17 protein-coding genes are annotated in these 16,855 nt (G+C 62.0%); 4 read left to right on the forward strand and 13 right to left on the reverse strand.

What is annotated here, in order from left to right:
* Positions 1–30: 30 nt before the first annotated feature.
* The 5 genes from GGR00_RS12180 to GGR00_RS12200 are packed head-to-tail and all read right to left on the reverse strand — an operon-like array spanning position 31 to position 6,145.
* Entirely contained in the window at positions 31–1,359 is a 1,329-nt protein-coding gene (locus GGR00_RS12180) for an amidohydrolase family protein (RefSeq protein ID WP_246441347.1), read from the reverse strand.
* 54 nt (positions 1,360–1,413) lie between these two features.
* Entirely contained in the window at positions 1,414–2,349 is a 936-nt protein-coding gene (locus tag GGR00_RS12185; RefSeq protein ID WP_184699554.1) for an ABC transporter permease, read from the reverse strand.
* A gap of 9 nt (positions 2,350–2,358) precedes the next feature.
* Positions 2,359–3,411 (reverse strand): ABC transporter permease, encoded by a 1,053-nt coding sequence (locus GGR00_RS12190; RefSeq protein ID WP_055970848.1) that lies wholly within the window; start codon positions 3,409–3,411, stop codon positions 2,359–2,361.
* Complete coding sequence (locus GGR00_RS12195; protein WP_246441349.1) at positions 3,411–5,000, reverse strand: ABC transporter ATP-binding protein; 1,590 nt, start codon at positions 4,998–5,000, stop codon at positions 3,411–3,413. The genes GGR00_RS12190 and GGR00_RS12195 overlap by 1 nt, the downstream gene beginning before the upstream one ends.
* A gap of 29 nt (positions 5,001–5,029) precedes the next feature.
* Positions 5,030–6,145 carry a BMP family ABC transporter substrate-binding protein gene (locus GGR00_RS12200; protein WP_055970850.1) on the reverse strand — a complete coding sequence of 372 codons (1,116 nt, stop codon included), beginning with the start codon at positions 6,143–6,145 and terminating at the stop codon, positions 5,030–5,032.
* Positions 6,146–6,255: 110 nt separating this feature from the next.
* Here GGR00_RS12200 and GGR00_RS12205 point away from each other — a divergent pair, with 110 nt between their 5' ends.
* Positions 6,256–7,176, forward strand: coding sequence for a LysR family transcriptional regulator (locus GGR00_RS12205; RefSeq protein ID WP_055970851.1), 921 nt, complete (start codon positions 6,256–6,258; stop codon positions 7,174–7,176).
* 13 nt (positions 7,177–7,189) lie between these two features.
* On the opposite strand, the gene GGR00_RS12210 is transcribed toward GGR00_RS12205, so the two are convergent.
* From GGR00_RS12210 to GGR00_RS12240, 7 genes are all read right to left on the reverse strand, one after another.
* A complete protein-coding gene (locus GGR00_RS12210; protein ID WP_055970853.1) occupies positions 7,190–7,561 on the reverse strand; it encodes a nuclear transport factor 2 family protein in 372 nt (123 codons plus the stop codon).
* Between the two features lie 87 nt (positions 7,562–7,648).
* Positions 7,649–8,608 carry an SDR family oxidoreductase gene (locus GGR00_RS12215; RefSeq protein ID WP_055970854.1) on the reverse strand — a complete coding sequence of 320 codons (960 nt, stop codon included), beginning with the start codon at positions 8,606–8,608 and terminating at the stop codon, positions 7,649–7,651.
* Between the two features lie 81 nt (positions 8,609–8,689).
* Positions 8,690–9,217 (reverse strand): DUF427 domain-containing protein, encoded by a 528-nt coding sequence (locus tag GGR00_RS28580; protein ID WP_055970856.1) that lies wholly within the window; start codon positions 9,215–9,217, stop codon positions 8,690–8,692.
* 221 nt (positions 9,218–9,438) lie between these two features.
* Complete coding sequence (locus tag GGR00_RS12225) at positions 9,439–9,738, reverse strand: DUF1236 domain-containing protein (RefSeq protein WP_055970858.1); 300 nt, start codon at positions 9,736–9,738, stop codon at positions 9,439–9,441.
* Positions 9,739–9,987: 249 nt separating this feature from the next.
* Positions 9,988–10,248 carry a hypothetical protein gene (locus GGR00_RS12230; RefSeq protein ID WP_156381101.1) on the reverse strand — a complete coding sequence of 87 codons (261 nt, stop codon included), beginning with the start codon at positions 10,246–10,248 and terminating at the stop codon, positions 9,988–9,990.
* A 63-nt stretch (positions 10,249–10,311) separates the two neighbouring features.
* Positions 10,312–10,701: a DUF427 domain-containing protein gene (locus GGR00_RS12235; protein WP_055970862.1), complete on the reverse strand. Its 390-nt coding sequence runs from the start codon at positions 10,699–10,701 to the stop codon at positions 10,312–10,314.
* Positions 10,702–11,044: 343 nt separating this feature from the next.
* Positions 11,045–11,248: a hypothetical protein gene (locus tag GGR00_RS12240; protein ID WP_343065542.1), complete on the reverse strand. Its 204-nt coding sequence runs from the start codon at positions 11,246–11,248 to the stop codon at positions 11,045–11,047.
* 192 nt (positions 11,249–11,440) lie between these two features.
* Here GGR00_RS12240 and GGR00_RS12245 point away from each other — a divergent pair, with 192 nt between their 5' ends.
* Positions 11,441–11,623, forward strand: a complete 183-nt coding sequence (locus GGR00_RS12245; protein WP_055970866.1) for a hypothetical protein — start codon at positions 11,441–11,443, stop codon at positions 11,621–11,623.
* A gap of 28 nt (positions 11,624–11,651) precedes the next feature.
* Here GGR00_RS12245 and GGR00_RS12250 read toward each other — a convergent pair whose 3' ends face one another.
* Positions 11,652–13,352 carry an HAD-IIB family hydrolase gene (locus GGR00_RS12250; protein WP_184699557.1) on the reverse strand — a complete coding sequence of 567 codons (1,701 nt, stop codon included), beginning with the start codon at positions 13,350–13,352 and terminating at the stop codon, positions 11,652–11,654.
* Positions 13,353–13,518: 166 nt separating this feature from the next.
* Between GGR00_RS12250 and GGR00_RS12255 the strand changes: the two genes are divergently transcribed.
* Positions 13,519–14,562, forward strand: coding sequence for a glycosyltransferase family 4 protein (locus tag GGR00_RS12255; RefSeq protein WP_055970870.1), 1,044 nt, complete (start codon positions 13,519–13,521; stop codon positions 14,560–14,562).
* A gap of 47 nt (positions 14,563–14,609) precedes the next feature.
* The gene (locus tag GGR00_RS12260) at positions 14,610–16,778 is read left to right on the forward strand and encodes an amylo-alpha-1,6-glucosidase (RefSeq protein ID WP_184699558.1); all 2,169 of its coding nucleotides are present in this window, start codon (positions 14,610–14,612) and stop codon (positions 16,776–16,778) included.
* Positions 16,779–16,855: the final 77 nt, after the last annotated feature.

The following is a 16,855-nucleotide window of genomic DNA, read 5'->3' on the forward strand; positions in this document are numbered from 1 at the left end:
CTACGGGCGCCGTAGTGGCAGCAGAGCCGACTAGCCTAGGCTGCGCTTGCGGAGCGCATGGGCCTTGCTGCGGAAGTTGGCCCTGATTTCCGCCTCGTCGATGCCGGCGACGAGGCGGTTCTCCATCAGCAGGCGCCCGGCGACGATGGTATGCAGCACGTCATCGGCACGGCTCGAATAGACCAGTGCCGCTGCGGTGTCATAGACCGGCTGCGTGTGCGCCTTGTCGAGGTCGACGACGATGACATCGGCGGCCATGCCGGGGGCAAGCTTGCCGGTCTCGGGCCGGTTCATCGCCTTGGCGCCCTCGGAGGTTGCCATTTCCAGGATTTCGGTCGTCTTCAGGAATTCCGGGTCGGCTGTCTTGTCCTTGTGGATGAGGCCGGCGAACTTCATTTCCTGGAACATGTCGAGGGTGTTGTGGCTGGCTGGCCCGTCTGTGGCCAGGCCGACCGTGACGCCGTGCTCGCGCACGCATTTGAGCGGCAGCGTACCGGAAGTCACCTTGGCGTTGCAGCACGGGCAATGGGCGATCTTCGTCTTGGTCGCCGCCAGTATCTTCACATCATCTTCGTCGAGCTGCGTGCAGTGGGCGGCGGTCACATCGGACTTCAGGAACTCGAGCGAATGAAGCCACCGTACCGCCGATGTGCCGTAGGTTTCGGCGACATAGACCGTCTCCTGGGGCGCTTCGGCGAGGTGAATGTGGATCGGCACATTGTGCGCGTCGGCGACCTCGCGCGACAGGCGGAACATTTCCGGCCCGCAGGAATATGTGGCATGCGGCGACAGTCCGACATGCAGCAATCCGTTTTGCGATTTGTGGTGCTTGGCGACGAGATCGCCGAAGCTGTGCAGCGTCTTCCACGACCAGTCGGTGATCGATGCATAGACGCCGCGGTCGGCAAAGCCGTAGCCAAGGGTGGAGCGAAGTGGGATTTTCTTGAGCGCCTCGATCTGCGGCTCCACCGCATAGGCATCGAAATGCTCGTTAAAGGAAGTGACGCCCGACTTCACCATTTCGACGAGACCGTTCAGGCTCGCCCAGTACAGCGTCTCGGGATCGAAATTGCGTTTGAGCTGCCACATGGTGGAGAGCCATTCGAACAGCCTGACGTCCTCCAGGAGACCGCGCAGGAGCAGGTTCGAGGCAATATGCGTGTGGCTGTCGCAGAATCCCGGCATGACCACGCAGTTGGAGGCGTCGATGACCTTTGCAGCGCCGCTGACGTCGATGGTTTCCTGCGGGCCGACGGCCAGGATCTTGCCGCCGGCGATGGTGATCGCTCCGCGCTCGATCGGCACAGTGCCGCCCATGGGCATCACGGTGCCGTTGATGATGGCGATATCGATGGTCATGCGTATCCTCCTACGCGATCCGTTACGGGATCCGGTTTTCAGAATTTCAGATGTTCAGCGCACATCGCGGAAATAGGGTAGGCCGAGCGCTGCAGGCGCCGCCGGCAACTGCCTCATGCGACGCAGGACGATGACGGGAACGATGATGAAGCACAGTGTCCCGAGATAGGGCAGCATGCCGAGAAGGGCAGGGGCGACCGGCCAGTTGCGTGCCTGCCCGACATAGCCAAGTGCCGTGATCAACCCGAACAGCAGCGCCGCCATCACCACATTCATCGGCCTGTAGCGGGCAAAGATGACCAGCGCGACGGCGATCCAGCCGCGTCCGGCGACAATCCCGTCCGACCATGATGGGACAAAGGCAAGTGTGAGATACGCGCCGGCCCCCGCCGCCAGCGCCGCACCCAGGGACACGTACCAGAAGCGCATCGCCAGGACCGGTATGCCGGCCGCGTCGGCAGCACCCGGGTTCTCTCCGACCGCGCGCATGTTGAGGCCGTGGCGTGTCTTGAACATCAGGTAGTGTATGGCGACCGGCAGGATGATGAAGGTCAGGTAGACGAGGATGTTCTGGGAGAAGAAGGCCGGTCCAAGAATGGGAATGTCGCTCAGATAGGGCACGATCACCGGCTGGAAGGTCGCCTTGGCCGGCATTCCGGAAAACGCCCTGCCGACGGTGGCGGCAAGTCCCGTCCCCATCAGCGTCAGGGCGAGGCCGCACAGGACCTGGTTGGCGCGGAAGAGCACCGTCGCCATGGCAAACACCATGCCGAAGCAAAGCCCGACCAAGAGTGCTGCGGCAAAGCCGACCGACGGGTTCGGCACGCTGATGGTGACGGCGATTGCCGTCACCGCGCCGAGTGCCATCAGGCCCTCGACGCCCAGATTGACCACCCCGACGCGCTGGCAGATGACCTCGCCCAGTGCTGCCAGTGCCAGGACGCCTCCGGCAAGCACGGCGGTCGTCAGCAACCCGGTTATGATATCCATGGCGGCATCCTATGCGGTGGCTCGATCGGCGCGGACGAGGCGATAATGCGCAAACTCGTCGCCGATGGCGGTGAACAGCAACACCAGGCCGGTCAGCGCCACGATCGCGCTGGTGGTAAGTCCCTGCGTTTGCAGGATGATGCCGGCGTTGAGGATGAAGGCCATCAGTGCCGCGGCGGCAAAGACGCCAAGACACGAGGTGCGTGCCAGCACCGCAACGATGATGCCGAGATAGCCGAAATTGTTGGAGATGCCGCCCTGCAGCCGGTGCACCGTGCCGGCCACTTCCAGCATTCCGGCAACGCCCGCGACTGCGCCCGACAACAGCATCACCGCGATGATGCGCCGCCGCACGGGGATGCCGGCATAGAGCGCATTTTCGGGATTGGCGCCGCTGATCCGCACCTCGTAACCCCAGCGGGTGAAGGACAGCACCGCCGCCGCCAGAACCGTCAGCACCACCGCAATGGCAAAGCCCCAGTGAACCATGCCCCAGAGTTCGGGCATCTCGTAGCGAATGCGCGGCGTGGAGCCGAGCGTTCCAGCACCCCGGTCGCGCCATGGTCCGGTGGCGAAATAGTAGACGAGCAGGGTCGCCACGAAATTCAGCAGCAGCGTGGTAATGAGTTCGTTGACGCCGACAAAGGCACGGGCAAGCGTCGGGATGGTGATCCATGCCATGCCGCCGGCGACGCCCGCCAGGAACATCGCCGGCAGCATCAGCCAGGCCGGGCCTTCGACAAAAAGGCCGATCGCGGCGGCTGCCAGCGCACCTGCATAGAACTGGCCTTCGGCACCGATGTTCCACAACCCGATGCGCCGGGTGATCATGACCGCAAGCCCGGTCAGGATGAGCGGTGTCGCCAGAAGGCCGAGATCCTCCAGCCCGAAGCTCGAGCCGAATGTCGACTTCATGACCTGGTTGCCGAGGGCGAACGGGTTGAGCCCGGAGACGGCGACAACGAGGCCGCCGACGACGAGGGCAAGCAGGATCGCCACGGCGCGGACCGCAAGAGCAACGGAAGGCTTCGGCGAAGGAAAGCGCTGCAGACGCCAGGACATCACGACCTCGCGCCGCTGGTTGCGGGCGCAGCCGCCGTCTGCCCGCCCATCAGGAGACCTATGGTCTCCATATCGGCGCTTTCGGCATCAAAAACTGACATGATCCGGCCTTCGTAGAGAACCGCGATGCGGTCCGAGAGACTGAGCAATTCTTCGAGGTCTTCCGAAATCAGGACGACGGCCACGCCCTGGTTTCGAAGTTCGACGAAATAGCGAAGCATGGTGTTGATGGCGCCGATATCCAGGCCACGGCTTGGGTAGGCAGCGACCAGGACTTTCCGCGCGATGCGGATTTCGCGCCGGGCGACGAGGCGCTGCTGGTTGCCACCCGAGAGGTTCCGCACCGGCATGCCGAAATCGGGAATCGCCACCTCGGCGTCCGCGGCGATGGTCCGCGCCAGCCGGTTGGCGGCCCGCGGGTCGAAGAACGGACCGCGCGAGACCGCATCGGTCTTGTATTCCCGGATCACCACATTGTCGTCGATCGAGAGCGAAGGTGCCAAGCCGCTACGCAAGCGGTCCTCCGGGATGTGGCCGATGCCGAATGCTGCGAAGGCTGCCGCGTCCTGGTGGCTTACCGCCTTTCCACCGACCAGGATTTCGCCGGAAACAAGCGGCCGGATGCCGGTGATGACCTGGCTCAGTTCACGCTGGCCATTGCCCGCAACACCTGCAATGCCCAGTATTTCACCGGCCCGGATGGCGAGATCGATGTTCCGGAGCGCTGGCAGGCCGCGCTGGTCGTCGGCGCAGACATTCCTGAGTTCCAGGACCGTGGGGCGGGCATCGTTCCCCGGTTCTGCCGACCGGTCGCGGTAGTTGCCCAGCACGATTTCGCGCCCGACCATCAGTCCGGCGAGCATGCGGTGGTCGCAGTCTTTCGTCTCGTGCGTCGCCACCTTGCGGCCGCCGCGAAGAACCGTCACCCGGTCTGAAATCTCCAGGACTTCATGAAGCTTGTGGCTGATGAAGATGACGGCGTTGCCGGATTTGCGGAAGGCGTCGAGCGCCTTGAACAGTTCCCGTGCCTCGGATGGCGTCAGCACGGCTGTCGGCTCGTCGAGGATCAGGACGCGCGCGTCCCGCGCCAGCACGCGCAGGATCTCGACGCGCTGCTGCTCGCCGGCCGACAGCGCGTGGATGCGGGCGTCCGGTCTGACGGCAAGATTGAACTTTTCTGCGATCGCGGCCGTTCTCGCTTCCAGTTGCCTGGCCGACGCCAGCCGTGGCGTTTCCCCCCATCCGAGATGGATATTTTCGGCGACGGTAAAGGCTTGGACCAGCTTGAAGTGCTGGTGAACCATGCCGATGCCTGCCGCGATAGCATCAAGGGGAGAACCGAAACGAACGGGCTTTCCATCGATGGCGATCTCCCCGGCATCGGCCTGGTAGATGCCGGTCAGGATGTTCATCAAGGTCGACTTGCCGGCGCCGTTCTCACCCAGAAGCGCGTGAATCTCGCCGGCACGGATGTCGAGGTCGACATCCGCATTGGCGATGACGCCTGGAAAATGTTTGGCGATCCCGCGCAGCGACACGAGCGAGTGTGCCGTGCCGCCGTTGACGGGGCGAAGTCTCGGATCTGGCATTGCAGCGTCCATCGAACGAGGGGATCGGTTTACGTGCTGAGCCCGGACACGCCCTCCACCGACCAGTCCCAGTTGTAGAGCGCGACTTCGTCGAGCGTTTCGCCCGCCTTTACCCGCACGGCCCCGGTCGTGTCCTTGATCTCGCCCGTGAACGGGCTCCAGCCGCCGATGATCTTCTCGCGCACGGCGTCGGCCTTGGCCGCTACCTCGGCCGGAACCGTCTCGCCCCAGGCATCGCGGTCGATGCCGCCGCCTAGGGGAAGCAGCGTCTGGCCGCCGCCCGACCACGTGCCTTCGAGCCGTTTTCGGACCTGGTCGACATAGAACGCCGTCCAGTCCGGGATAATTGAGCTGACATAGGCGTTCTTGCCGTAGCGGCGCATGTCGGAGCTCCACATCGCAGCCCGCACGCCGCGCTGTTCGGCGACCTGCAGATAGGAGGCCTCGTTCATCACGCCAAACAGGAAATCGCAGCCATTGTCGATCAGCGCGCTTGCGGCCTGGTTGGCGCCTTGCGGATCGAACCACGAGTTGATGCTGATGACCTGCAGGGTGGCCGATGGATTGACCGAGCGTGCGCCCATCATGAACGCATTGCTCGACGAGATCGCCATCGGCACCGGGAAGGACGCGATGAAGCCGAGCTTGCCGGATTTGCTGAGCAGGCCGGCTGCCACGCCGAGCACGTAGGTTGGATGCCAATGGGCGGCGTAGTACCAGCCGAGATTGTCGGCGACCCGGCGCCCGTCGGCTTCCAGGAAGGCAACTTCCGGCGAGCGCTCCACAACCGACGCGAAGAAATCGCCATAGTTCGAGGTGGAAAACACCATCTGGGCGCCTTCCTGCACGAACTGGCGGAAAGTCCGGCTTGCGTCGGCGGAGAACGGAATGCTCTCGACCACCAGTGTCTTGGCCTTCGGGAAGGCTGCCTGGATCGCCTTGGCTCCTTCATTTTGCTTGGTGTTCCAGCCTTCGTCCGAGACCGGCCCCGTCAGGCCGAACGCGATGATCGCATCCTCTTCCTTGATAGCCGCGAGCGGTGCCGCGCCAGCCTTGCCGACCCAGCCCGGCATGATGAGGGACGAAGAAGCGGCGGCCGACAGAGCCAGGAACCGGCGACGAGAAAAGCTGTACTGAAAGTTCATTGAATTCCCCCCGAAATCGAGCAGAAGGCTAGTTTTTCAAACCCCTCATTGACCAGCGAATATTTGCGTCAGTAGTGTATCAAAAAACTGTACAGTCGCAGGTGTCGCGAATGCCGTTGATTACGCAAGGCGCGAAGGCGCTGGAAATGGTCGCCCGTTTTGGGTCGATCCGTAAGGCAGCGGAGCAGATGAATGCGACACCCTCGGCGGTCAATCGCCAGATACTCAATCTCGAGCTCGAATATGGGCAGCCGCTTTTCGAGCGCCTGCCACGCGGAATGCGGCCCACGGAGGCCGGTCGCATCCTGGTGGGCCAGGTCAGAAAGTTGCAGCAGGAAGTCACCGCGACCGATGCTGAAATGGAAGGCTTGCGTCCCTCGTGCGGCAGCACGGTGAGCATCGGAATCATGGAGTGCCTGTCGACGGGGTTCCTGCCGAAGGCGTTTCGCATGCTTCAGGCCCAGCATCCCGGAGCCAGCCTGCGCGCTTATGTCGACGGCACCAACATCATACTCGACAAGGTCAAGTCCGGCTCCATAGATCTGGCGATCGCATTCAATACGCCTCAGGATATCGGGCTGAACATCGTCAAGACGGCCCATCTGAGCCTTGGAATAGTCGCGCACCCGTCGCACAGACTGATGCAACGGAAATCCGTCGATATAGAAGACATACTGAGCGAGAATTTTCTATCGACCGACGACAGCCTGACCATAGGGCCCATGGCCGACCTGCTTATCCAGAGATTGAGATCCCCGATCCACAAGATCGCCGTGTCGAACTCGATCGCTCTCCTGAAGGCGATCGTTCAGGAAGGACTGGGAATAAGCATCCTGACCCTGATCGATGTCTACGAGGAGGTCAGGGACGGAAAACTGGGCTTCGTGCCGCTCTCCGGTCACCGAATGTCGGTGGCGTTGTCTCTCTGTTCCCGCGACGTGAACGCCCTGACGGACACCGGCAAGGCCATCGCTGCAATCATCGCCAGTTCACTGGATGAGGTCCAGGCGCTGTCGCTCAACAGCGCTTGAACCGCACGTTCAACTACTCAACGATTTTCCAGTAGGAGTCCTTGCGAGCCACCTGTCCATTGCGAAATGTATAGAAGTCACAGCCTTGGACCTCTATTGCCGTGCCCTCTCGCGTGGTCCCGGTGAGGGTCCATTTTGAGATGCCGGTATCGGCCGTCGCATCCACGAAATGCTCCACATTGCCGTAGTGGACGTCGGGCAGGCCTTCAAAGCGTGTTCCCAGCGCTTGACGTACGTTTTGCTTGCCCTCGAAACGGGAACCCCAGCGCTCACTTCCCCTTGGCATCTCAAGGATGCAATCGTCGGAAAAGAACTCCATGATGCGGTCAAGATCGTGCGCGTTGAAGGCCTCGGATAGTCCCGTCAGTGTCGACCGAATGTCCATCTTCCGTCTCCGTCAATTGGGAATGTGCGTGCAAGCAGGGCCGGTCGGGCGGAAGCCGGGCGCGCGCCGCCTGGCCGGCGCGACTTGTCAGTAGCCGCCGATGATCGGCAGGATCTCGCCGGTGATGTAACTGGAACAGTGGGATGAGGCGAGGAACACATAGGCCGGAGCGATTTCCTCGGGCTGCGCCGGCCGCCTCATTGGCGTCTTCGCACCAAATGTCGAGACGTCCGCGGGTTCCTTGTCGGAAGGGTTGAGCGGCGTCCAGACCGGACCGGGGGCGATGGCGTTTACCCGGATCCCCTGGTCGACCAGGCTGGCGGCAAGCGCCCGGGTGAAGGCATGGATGCCGCCCTTGGTCATCGAATAGTCGACAAGTTCCTTGCTGCCGCTGATGCCCGTGACCGAGCCGGTGTTGATGATGGCCGACCCCGGCTGCATGTGTTCGATCGCGGCCTGGCTCATGTGGAAATAGCCATACAGGTTGGTCTTCAGCGTCGTATCGAAATGCTCTTCGGTCAGGTCGGCGAAGTCGGTCGAGTGGACCTGGAAGGCGGCGTTGTTGACTAGGATGTCGAGGCGACCGAATGCCTTCATCGTCGCCGCGACCAGCTTGCGCGAGACCTCCCTCTCGGCGACGTTGCCGGGCAATAATATGCATTTCCGGCCCTCGGCCTCGACCGCCTCGCGGGTGCGTTCGGCGTCCCGCTGTTCGCTCAGGTAGCCGATGGCGATGTCGGCGCCTTCGCGCGCAAACAGGACCGCCACTGACCGGCCGATGCCGGAGTCGCCGCCGGTGATCAGCGCGACCTTGCCGGATAGCTTGTCAGAACCCTTGTAGTAGGGCGCATCGTAAAGTGGGGCGGGTTCGACCAGTGCCTCCTCGCCGGGCTTAGGCAGGTGCTGTTTGGGAAACGGAGGCGTGGGGTAGGGCCTAGCGCCGGCCTGCATCGCGCTCTTTTTGCCCCCCTTGTTTTCCTGGCGGTCGTCCTTTTCCACTTTTCGCTGGATCGATCGCTGCTTCTTCGCTTCTGCCTGCGGGGACATGCTGGTACCTCCGATACTGTTCCAATCTGCAAACGCCTGGTCGAGTGGACAGTTCCGACACGGCGAGCCCGATTACCGGCGCTAGCTCTCCGCCTTGAACGACTTGGCCAGCGCCACAAGCTTGGCCCTGTCGCGGCCGTGCCGCCGCACCAGCGCCTCGGCTTGCAGGGGAGACACATCGGTGGTCTCCGCGAGATGCCTCACCAGTTCGTCGTCGGTCGGCAGGTGCAGAGGGGTCTCCAGCTCGCCGGTGGCGATGTCATGCCTCGTGGCGGTGGCCGCGATACTGGCAAGTTCGGGATTGAAAGCGCCGTGGTTCGCAAGCGCAGCGAGGCTCGCCTCCGGTTCCAGGTATGCCCACATGAAGTCCTGGCCGGTTTCCGTGGATACGGCCCAGAAATGGGCGACGCCCCAGCCCTCCCGATGAACCGTCCTGTTGAGTGCGGTCAGGTGCTCGAAATTGATATCCTTGAAAGGGATGTAGAACACGTCGGGTTCGTCATCCACGCAGATCGCTTTCGCCTCCGTCGAGGATGCGATGACGAGATCCGAGAACATGACCGTCACTGTTCCGGTGAACGCAGAGATGCGTGAATGGTCCGATGCCATGATTGCCTCCCTTGGATGCCCAGCAACATATGATCTCGCGCGCCTGGCGTTCTTGTCGACCCGGCAGGCGGTACGTTGGAAAGCCTGCCCGAAGCACGGCTACCGCAACCCAAAGAACGACAGTATCGCGAGCACGATTACGACCAGCCCGACCAGGTAAATGATGTTGTTCATTGTCTTCTCCTGAGGTGAAAGTGGATCGGCCCGTCCCGAAGGGGGCGCTAGTCGAGGACGTAGACGATCTCGCGGGTGCCCGGATCGACAAGCACCGTGCGACCACCAACCACTACATACTGGTATGTCACGTCAGGCACCTCGACGGCGTGGAGTTCGACTGTATCGGGCAGCTTGTTGCCGATGTTGATCTCCAGTCCCGGCAGGTCGACCGAGGCCATCGGTTGCGTTTTGACATACTCCCTGATCAGGGTTTGCTGCTCCGGCTGGATGACGATCGTTTGAGCGCTTGCAAGGCCCGCTGACAACGCAAGCGCGGCAAAGGCAGTACACAGCTTCAGTTTCATGTTCTTTTCCCTTGGTGGGTGGAATTGGTTTCGAAAGGATCGAAACCTCTTTTCACAACGTCGCGTTCGGGATCAGGTTCCCTGGCAGCAAGATCGGGCTGGGACGGCTGCGTTGCTGCCACTCGATCATGAGTGCGTGCGTCGAGCCGCATGGAGTCTCGGCCAGCCATCTGGGCAAAAAGCAAGTGATTTCGCGTATTCCGCCATCGCTTCGGTCGACTGCAACAGCCCGCAGTTGGCCGCCGCGCGTCAGAATGCCGTGGGGTTAGCCTTGGCCGCACGCGACCTCAGCAGGTGGTCGTGCAACACGTTGATTTCAGCCACACCGAATTGAAGCCCCGACTGCGAGACGATGCTCACCGAGCCGCTCTGCTTTCCGATCGGAATGCAGGCGACGTATCGGATCGCCTGGGAGAGGTGGCTGAAGAACAGGCCGGGTGTGAACCGGTCTTCATAGACAGTCGCCGGCTCGTCGAGATCGACATCATGCCCGGACAGTTTCATCGTCATGGCCTTCCGGTGTTCGGGCCGGTCCGCCTGGGTGGGAGGACGGCCCGCGCAATTCTGTTCTGGTCATTCGGCAATGTCGTGTGCGCGCAACTGGTCGTCGGCCGGCGTTGCCTCGATGCGCGCTTTTCTTGGATTGAAGGCGGCATGCCGTTCAAGAATCGCGTCCGATTGCTCGGGCGCTTCGTATGACCACATGAAATTGTCGGCAGCCTCGCCCACGGCATTCACGCTCCAGTAGGTCGCGATCCCCAGATGCTCATGATCTGCAACCGTCGCCCGTGTCAGGAAGTCGAAATAGACATCCTCGAAGGGGAGGAAATAGACCGGATCCTTGCCCGGGATGCTCAAGAGCTTGGCATTCTTCGACGATCCAATGATCGCGTCGGAAAAGCTGACCGTCACTGTTCCGATGAAGGGCGTGATCGTGGTGGGGTCGCGTTGCGGTTCATACATCGTTGTTGCTCCTCCCGAAGGGCGCTGCGGACCGGGCGGGTGAGATGCTCGTCTGCCTATTCGTTGGCCAGGAAGAGAAACCGGGAAAAAGACTTCCTGTTCATCGGCGCCGCCATGCCCGGTTGACGCAGTCCGCAGCTTCTATCGAACGTATGGAAATGCAAAAGGTTCAGCAGAACTTGTCGCGTTGCACCCGCTGCCCATTTTTGCGGATCGAGCGCCGTCGCAACTTGCCCGGGCCAGACTGGTCTGGCGCCGCTCATCCTCCAGCAACGTGGCATCCCAAAGCGCGGGTCGTGTTGCTGGTCGATGCGAGCGTTGCTTTCGCTTCGCCAGGAATGGGTCATAGCGAGGCGGCACCCTTGCGTATCCGTCTGGCGCCCAGCGCCATGCGAGCGCATCGCAAGTCGGCCTGCCAGCCATCGTCGGGGTTCATCGCGCTTTCGGATGCGGCACGTTGCAGGGCTCGAGCCTCGTCTTCGAAGTGACGCAGCCTTTGGATCTTGATCTCGTCCGACGCCATGGGATCTTCAAGAATGCTTCGCACCAGCTTCTCGCACCGGCTGTCCATCGTTGCACCTGTCCGTTCGTTTTCCACGAGAGATAGAATGACGGGCCAGCCGCAATGGTTCCGATCCTGTTCTTTGGGGGACGCAAGGTTTCTTGCAACTCATCGGGGTGTTGGCCGTTGTCCTGCCATTGGGCTGCGGAGGCTGGGCTCCAACCTTGGAGAAGACGCATGGGCGAGATCGTGGAATTTGCCGCCAACCATGTCTTCGTGAAGCACCACGGTGATGGCTGGATCGTTCGCGTTCTCGAAAACGGAGGACGAACCGACTATCGGTTCGAACGGCTGTCCTGGGCCGAGAAGTTCGCCAGAAATGAACGCTTCCGCCTGCGTGAATGTGCACGCTTGCTTTGATGGGCATCGATCTGGCGTAGGTCGAGGTTCACGCCTCTACCGTGTACCGGCGCCGCACTGCTTCCGAAATCGCCGCTCTGCTGGCCTTCGGGTCCAGCGATTGGTTGCGTTCTATCGCCGAAGCCTCCTTGGCCAGCTTCTTGTCCTTGACCTTGTCTCGAAACCAATCGGAATAGTCGCCGGCACGGCGGTGATGTTCCCAGGTGGGATCGTCGACCCCATCGGCTATCTGCAGGAAAATCATCAGGTTCTGGGCTTTCAGGTTGAGCGCGCCCTCTGCTCCCTTGAAATAGAAGCTGCTGTCGCCGAGGTCGCCTTCCGCATATTTGCGCTTGTGCCGTTTTTTCTCCTGCCTGGGCGGATCGACTGAAATCGCCTGCGGCGGTTGGCCTGCCGCTCGCTTCCAGAAGTTCACTTGCTTGTTGGAAGGTGGCGACACGCCTGCGGGAGCTTGGTCATCGACGGCTTCGCAGAAGGACGCAAGCACCTGGTCGGCCTCAGGGCCGAGCGCGATGACCGTCTCGACGGTCTCAAGGAGATCTGTCGAGACCAGGTCTGGGTGTACCGTTATCAGGATGGTCGCCGGAAGTTCCTTGGGCAGCGAAAATGAGGCGCCGACACGCGCGGCGGGCAGGAGGTGATGCGCTTCGTCGATGACCAGCCAATGCGGCCGGCCGGTGCGGGCCCGCAGCGCCGCGAGTTCGGGCAACAGCTTGGCAAAATATTGCGGCCTGTCGTCGGTCTTCAGCCCGAGCATGTTCACGGCGATGTTGTTCGACGGTTTCGCCAGCAGGTGCAGAATTTCCCGAACGCTTGGCGGGGTGTCAGCGTCGCCGACGACGGCGACATCCTGGAGTTGCTCATAGTCTCCTTCCGGGTCGAGGATGCAGAACTGGAAGCCCTTCTCGACGAAACGCTCGGTGAGCATGGTCGCAAGCGTCGATTTGCCTATCCCCGAATTACCGGCGATCAGGATCCCGCCGCCGGATGGCGAGATGTCGACGTCTGACCCGGAGCCGGTGACGCCCAGCTTGACGAACTGGCGGCTGCTTTGCATGAGCTCGGCATCATTGGCCGTGAGCTGGCCCACCAGTTCGCTGACCCCTTCGCCACGCTGGCCGGACGTCACCCTGTCGGCTGTTTCCTTGACGGATGGCAGGGCATTCGCCACGGCGACGCCGTAACCCGCGGCGCGCAGGAACGCATGGTCGTTTTCCGCATCGCCGATCGCTACGACATTGTGCGGCGAAAGCTCCAGTTCTTCCAACGCCGCCGCCAGCCCGGTTGCCTTGTTGATGCCGCTTGGCAGCACCATGACGGCGCCCTTGTTGAAGATGATCTCCAACTCGAGGCCCAGCCTGCGGATTTCATCCAGGACGATCGTTTCGTTGGGAACCAGCGTCGCGACGATAGAATCCCCGACATAGAGTGGGCTCACGCCGCGCGATCTCAGGCGCTCGACAAATTCTTGCGGTGGAGCGGGGGCCAAAAGCCGCTTTTTTTTCGTCCCGGGCGTGTAGAGCAGTGCCCCGTTCTCGGCGACGATCCTGTCGAAGACATCGTGCTCGGGGAACACCCGTTCCAGGTCGGGCAGTTCGCGTCCGGTCACGAGGATCAGCTTGCGCCCGGTTTTCTTGAAATCTTCCAATGCCTTGAAGGTGGCGCCTGATACCAGGCCGTGCTCGGCAAGGGTCTCGTCATAGTCGGTTGCCAGGGCAAGTACATACATTATCGGTTCTCCGCTCCAGACCTCAATCTGCTCGGCGGATGATCGTTCCACCGTCGGGCGGGAACCCTGCGAACCGAGCTGTCCATTCGAGCACGGTGAGCGCAGTCAGGGGAACCATTGGCCGGTTGCGCGGTTCACCCCTGGGACGACCATCAGGAACCACGGCATGAAGATCGCGCACATCGCGCCGCTCTACGAAAGCGTACCCCCACGGCTCTACGGCGGAACGGAAAGGATAATTGCTTATCTGGTCGACGGCCTGGTGGAGCGCGGGCATCAGGTGACACTATTTGCCAGCGCCGATGCTGTGACCAGGGCAGACCTCGTTCCCGTTCGCCACCAAGCACTCAGGCTCGATGCCAATCCGCTGACTTCGCCGACAGCCGCGCATTTGTCGATGTTGCATCAGGTAAGGCAGCAAGCAGATCAGTTCGACCTGCTTCATTTCCATCTCAGCCATTTTGTCCACTTCCCGTTCTTTGAGGATTTTCCCGAGCGAACGGTGACGACACCACACGGCCGCCTCGACTATGCCGACCTTCCGGACGCCTATCGAAGGTGGCCCCATTTCCCGATGATCTCCATCTCGGACCGACAGCGACAGCCCTTGAAAGAAGCAAACTGGATTGCCACGGTTCAGCATGGCCTGCCGCTCGACCTTCATCGTCCTGTCGAGCGGGATCCCCTCGGCTATCTTGCCTTTCTCGGTCGTCTGTCGCGCGACAAGCGGCCGGACCGGGCCATTGAAATTGCCCGTCGCAGCGGACTGAAACTGAAGATCGCGGCAAAGATCGGGGACGACGATCGGACATACTTCCATGAAACGATCGCGCCGATGATCGACGGCCGGCAGATCGAGTACATCGGAGAGATCGGAGAGAGCGACAAGGCCGAATTCCTGGGCAATGCCGCAGCCTTGCTGTTTCCAATCGACTGGCCCGAGCCGTTCGGCCTGGTCGTCATCGAAGCCATGGCATTCGGCACGCCGGTGATTGCCTGGGACAATGGCGCGATGCCTGAAATCATTGACCAGGGGGTTACGGGCTACATCGTGCGGTCGATCGACGAGGCGGTCGCTGCCGTTGTGCGTTTGCCTGAACTCGACCGAAGAACCGTTCGGCAGACCTTCGAAGCCAGGTTCTCGGCCGACCGCATGGTGCGCGAGTACGAGGCGGCCTATGTCCAGCTGATGGACGGGTTGGCGCGCTGAGATATGGACGCCTCGCAGCGCGTCCGAGACAAGGAGGGAGCAGGCATTTGGCCAAGCTCGACGAACGTCATCTCGATCCAGCCGTTGCCCTGGCAATGCTCGGCGACGCAGCTCCACGCAATCCACATCGCCAGTTTGCGTTGAAACACAGCGATTGCTTCATCGTGACTGATGACTACGGCGACATACGAGGCCGCGGGGATGGGCTTTTCCGGGACGATACCCGCGTACTCTCGCTGTTTCGGCTGTTGATCGGCGACACGGAGCCATCGCTGCTGGGCGCCTCTCTCAGCCAGGACAACATCATCTTCACTGCAAATCTGACCAATTTGCCGCTGACGCCCGATGGCGGCGCGCCAACGCCACAAGGTGTGATCCACATCGAAAGGTCGCGGCTTTTGTGGGACGACAGGATGTACGAGCGCATCCGCCTGTCCAACTACAGCGCGCACGATGTCGAGCTACCCCTTTCCGTGCGTTTCGAGGCGGATTTTCGGGACATGTTCGAGGTCCGCGGTTCGACGCGCAGCAAGCGCGGCCGGGCCTTCGACATCGAGATCGAGGCCGACCATGTCAAAATGCGCTACGAGGGACTGGACCGGCTCGAACGGCAATCGACGATTTCTTTTTCCATTCACCCGTCTGCGCTGGCCGCCGACCGCGCCGACTTTCGGTTGGACCTGCAGCGTCGCGACAGCCTTTCGCTCTTCATTGAAGTCGGGGGCGATCACGGGGGGACGCCGAGCCGCGAGCGGCATAGGGCAGCCGCTGCCAAGGCGCGCTGGCAAATGCGGGCCAAGCGGCGTCATGGCGCCAATGTCCATAGTTCCGGCCGTGTGTTCAACGATTGGCTGTCGCGCGCCCGCGCGGATATCGCGCTGCTCACCACCGACCTTCCGACGGGACCCTATCCTTATGCCGGCATTCCCTGGTTCTCTACCGCGTTCGGGCGCGACGGGGTGATCTCGGCCTTGCAGATGCTGTGGCTCAATCCCGGTCTTGCCCGCGGCGTGCTGTCGTTTCTCGCCCAGCACCAGGCGACCGAGACGTCGATGTTCAGCGATTCACAGCCCGGCAAGATCATGCATGAGACGCGCAAGGGTGAAATGGCGGTGCTGCGTGAACTGCCATTCGGCAGGTATTACGGTGGTGTCGATACCACGCCGCTCTACATCTATCTTGCCACCGCATATGCCAAGCGCACCGGCGATCTTTCGTTCATCGACCTGCTGTGGCCCTCGCTCAATGAGGCCGCGGCCTGGATGGAAAACGCAAGCCGGCAAGACCCATGCGGGTTCGTGAGTTATGCGCGTGCGGCCGAGACGGGCCTTGCCAATCAGGGATGGAAAGACAGCTTCGACGCGGTTTTTCACGCTGATGGCCGCATTCCGAAGGGCCCGATCGCCTTGGTCGAGGTCCAGGGCTATGCCTATGCGGCTTATGCGGGATTGGCCGACCTTGCGGCCCTGAAGGGCGAAGACGCGAAGGCTGCCCACTGGCAGGCTTGCGCTGAAAGCATGCGCATTTCGGTCGAACGCCATTTCTGGATGGAGGATCGAAACTTCTACGCCCTGGCGATCGACGGCGAGGGACAGCCGTGCCAGGTGCGCGCATCGAATGCGGGCCATCTCCTTTACGTCGGCCTGCCTTCGCCCGCGCGGGCGCAGTTGATCACCGACCAGTTGCTGAGTGCTGCCTTTCACACCGGCTGGGGTGTCAGGACGCTGCCGGATGACGAGTTGCCCTTCAATCCGATGTCCTACCACAACGGGTCGATCTGGCCGCACGACACGGCCATCTGCGCGGCAGGCCTGGCGCGCTACGGCGCCCGGGACAGCGTCGTTCGCCTCATGAGCGGGACGTTCGAGGCTGCCGTTCATTTCAACATGCGCCTGCCGGAACTGTTCTGCGGCTTCACCCGGTCGCCCAGCGAGGCGCCTGTGGCGTATCCCGTCGCTTGCCTGCCGCAGGCCTGGTCATCGGGATCGGTGTTCATGCTCATCCAGGCCAGCCTGGGTCTTGAGATCGACGGCTTCGCTTCCGAAATCCACGTCACGCGTCCGCGCCTCCCCATCGGCATCGACCAGGTCTCCATCCGCCGCCTGAGCGTTGGCAATGTCGCGGTGGACCTCCATTTCCAGCGGGTCGGGGATCGCATCGTGGCCTATCTCGATCCGCGCCACGAGGGACTGGCGCCGCTGATCGTGCGTTCCTGATTGCATCGATTTTCGGAACCCATTCACCGCAAGGGAGTTCGAACATGCAGGGTCGCGAAAGACTTGCGACCGGGAAA

The sequence above is a fragment of the Aminobacter aganoensis genome (genome assembly GCF_014206975.1).
Taxonomy (GTDB): Bacteria; Pseudomonadota; Alphaproteobacteria; order Rhizobiales; family Rhizobiaceae; genus Aminobacter; species Aminobacter aganoensis.

Excerpts from the sequence above, each read along its gene's own strand:
- GGR00_RS12185 (WP_184699554.1), bottom strand. The coding sequence starts at position 2,349 with ATGGATATCATAACCGGGTTGCTGACGACCGCCGTGCTTGCCGGAGGC.
- GGR00_RS12180 (WP_246441347.1), bottom strand. The coding sequence starts at position 1,359 with ATGACCATCGATATCGCCATCATCAACGGCACCGTGATGCCCATGGGC.
- GGR00_RS12205 (WP_055970851.1), top strand. The coding sequence starts at position 6,256 with ATGCCGTTGATTACGCAAGGCGCGAAGGCGCTGGAAATGGTCGCCCGT.
- GGR00_RS12245 (WP_055970866.1), top strand. The coding sequence starts at position 11,441 with ATGGGCGAGATCGTGGAATTTGCCGCCAACCATGTCTTCGTGAAGCAC.
- GGR00_RS12250 (WP_184699557.1), bottom strand. The coding sequence starts at position 13,352 with ATGTATGTACTTGCCCTGGCAACCGACTATGACGAGACCCTTGCCGAG.
- GGR00_RS12195 (WP_246441349.1), bottom strand. The coding sequence starts at position 5,000 with ATGCCAGATCCGAGACTTCGCCCCGTCAACGGCGGCACGGCACACTCG.
- GGR00_RS12255 (WP_055970870.1), top strand. The coding sequence starts at position 13,519 with ATGAAGATCGCGCACATCGCGCCGCTCTACGAAAGCGTACCCCCACGG.
- GGR00_RS12210 (WP_055970853.1), bottom strand. The coding sequence starts at position 7,561 with ATGGACATTCGGTCGACACTGACGGGACTATCCGAGGCCTTCAACGCG.
- GGR00_RS12190 (WP_055970848.1), bottom strand. The coding sequence starts at position 3,411 with ATGTCCTGGCGTCTGCAGCGCTTTCCTTCGCCGAAGCCTTCCGTTGCT.
- GGR00_RS28580 (WP_055970856.1), bottom strand. The coding sequence starts at position 9,217 with ATGGCATCGGACCATTCACGCATCTCTGCGTTCACCGGAACAGTGACG.
- GGR00_RS12200 (WP_055970850.1), bottom strand. The coding sequence starts at position 6,145 with ATGAACTTTCAGTACAGCTTTTCTCGTCGCCGGTTCCTGGCTCTGTCG.
- GGR00_RS12230 (WP_156381101.1), bottom strand. The coding sequence starts at position 10,248 with ATGACGATGAAACTGTCCGGGCATGATGTCGATCTCGACGAGCCGGCG.
- GGR00_RS12215 (WP_055970854.1), bottom strand. The coding sequence starts at position 8,608 with ATGTCCCCGCAGGCAGAAGCGAAGAAGCAGCGATCGATCCAGCGAAAA.
- GGR00_RS12235 (WP_055970862.1), bottom strand. The coding sequence starts at position 10,701 with ATGTATGAACCGCAACGCGACCCCACCACGATCACGCCCTTCATCGGA.
- GGR00_RS12225 (WP_055970858.1), bottom strand. The coding sequence starts at position 9,738 with ATGAAACTGAAGCTGTGTACTGCCTTTGCCGCGCTTGCGTTGTCAGCG.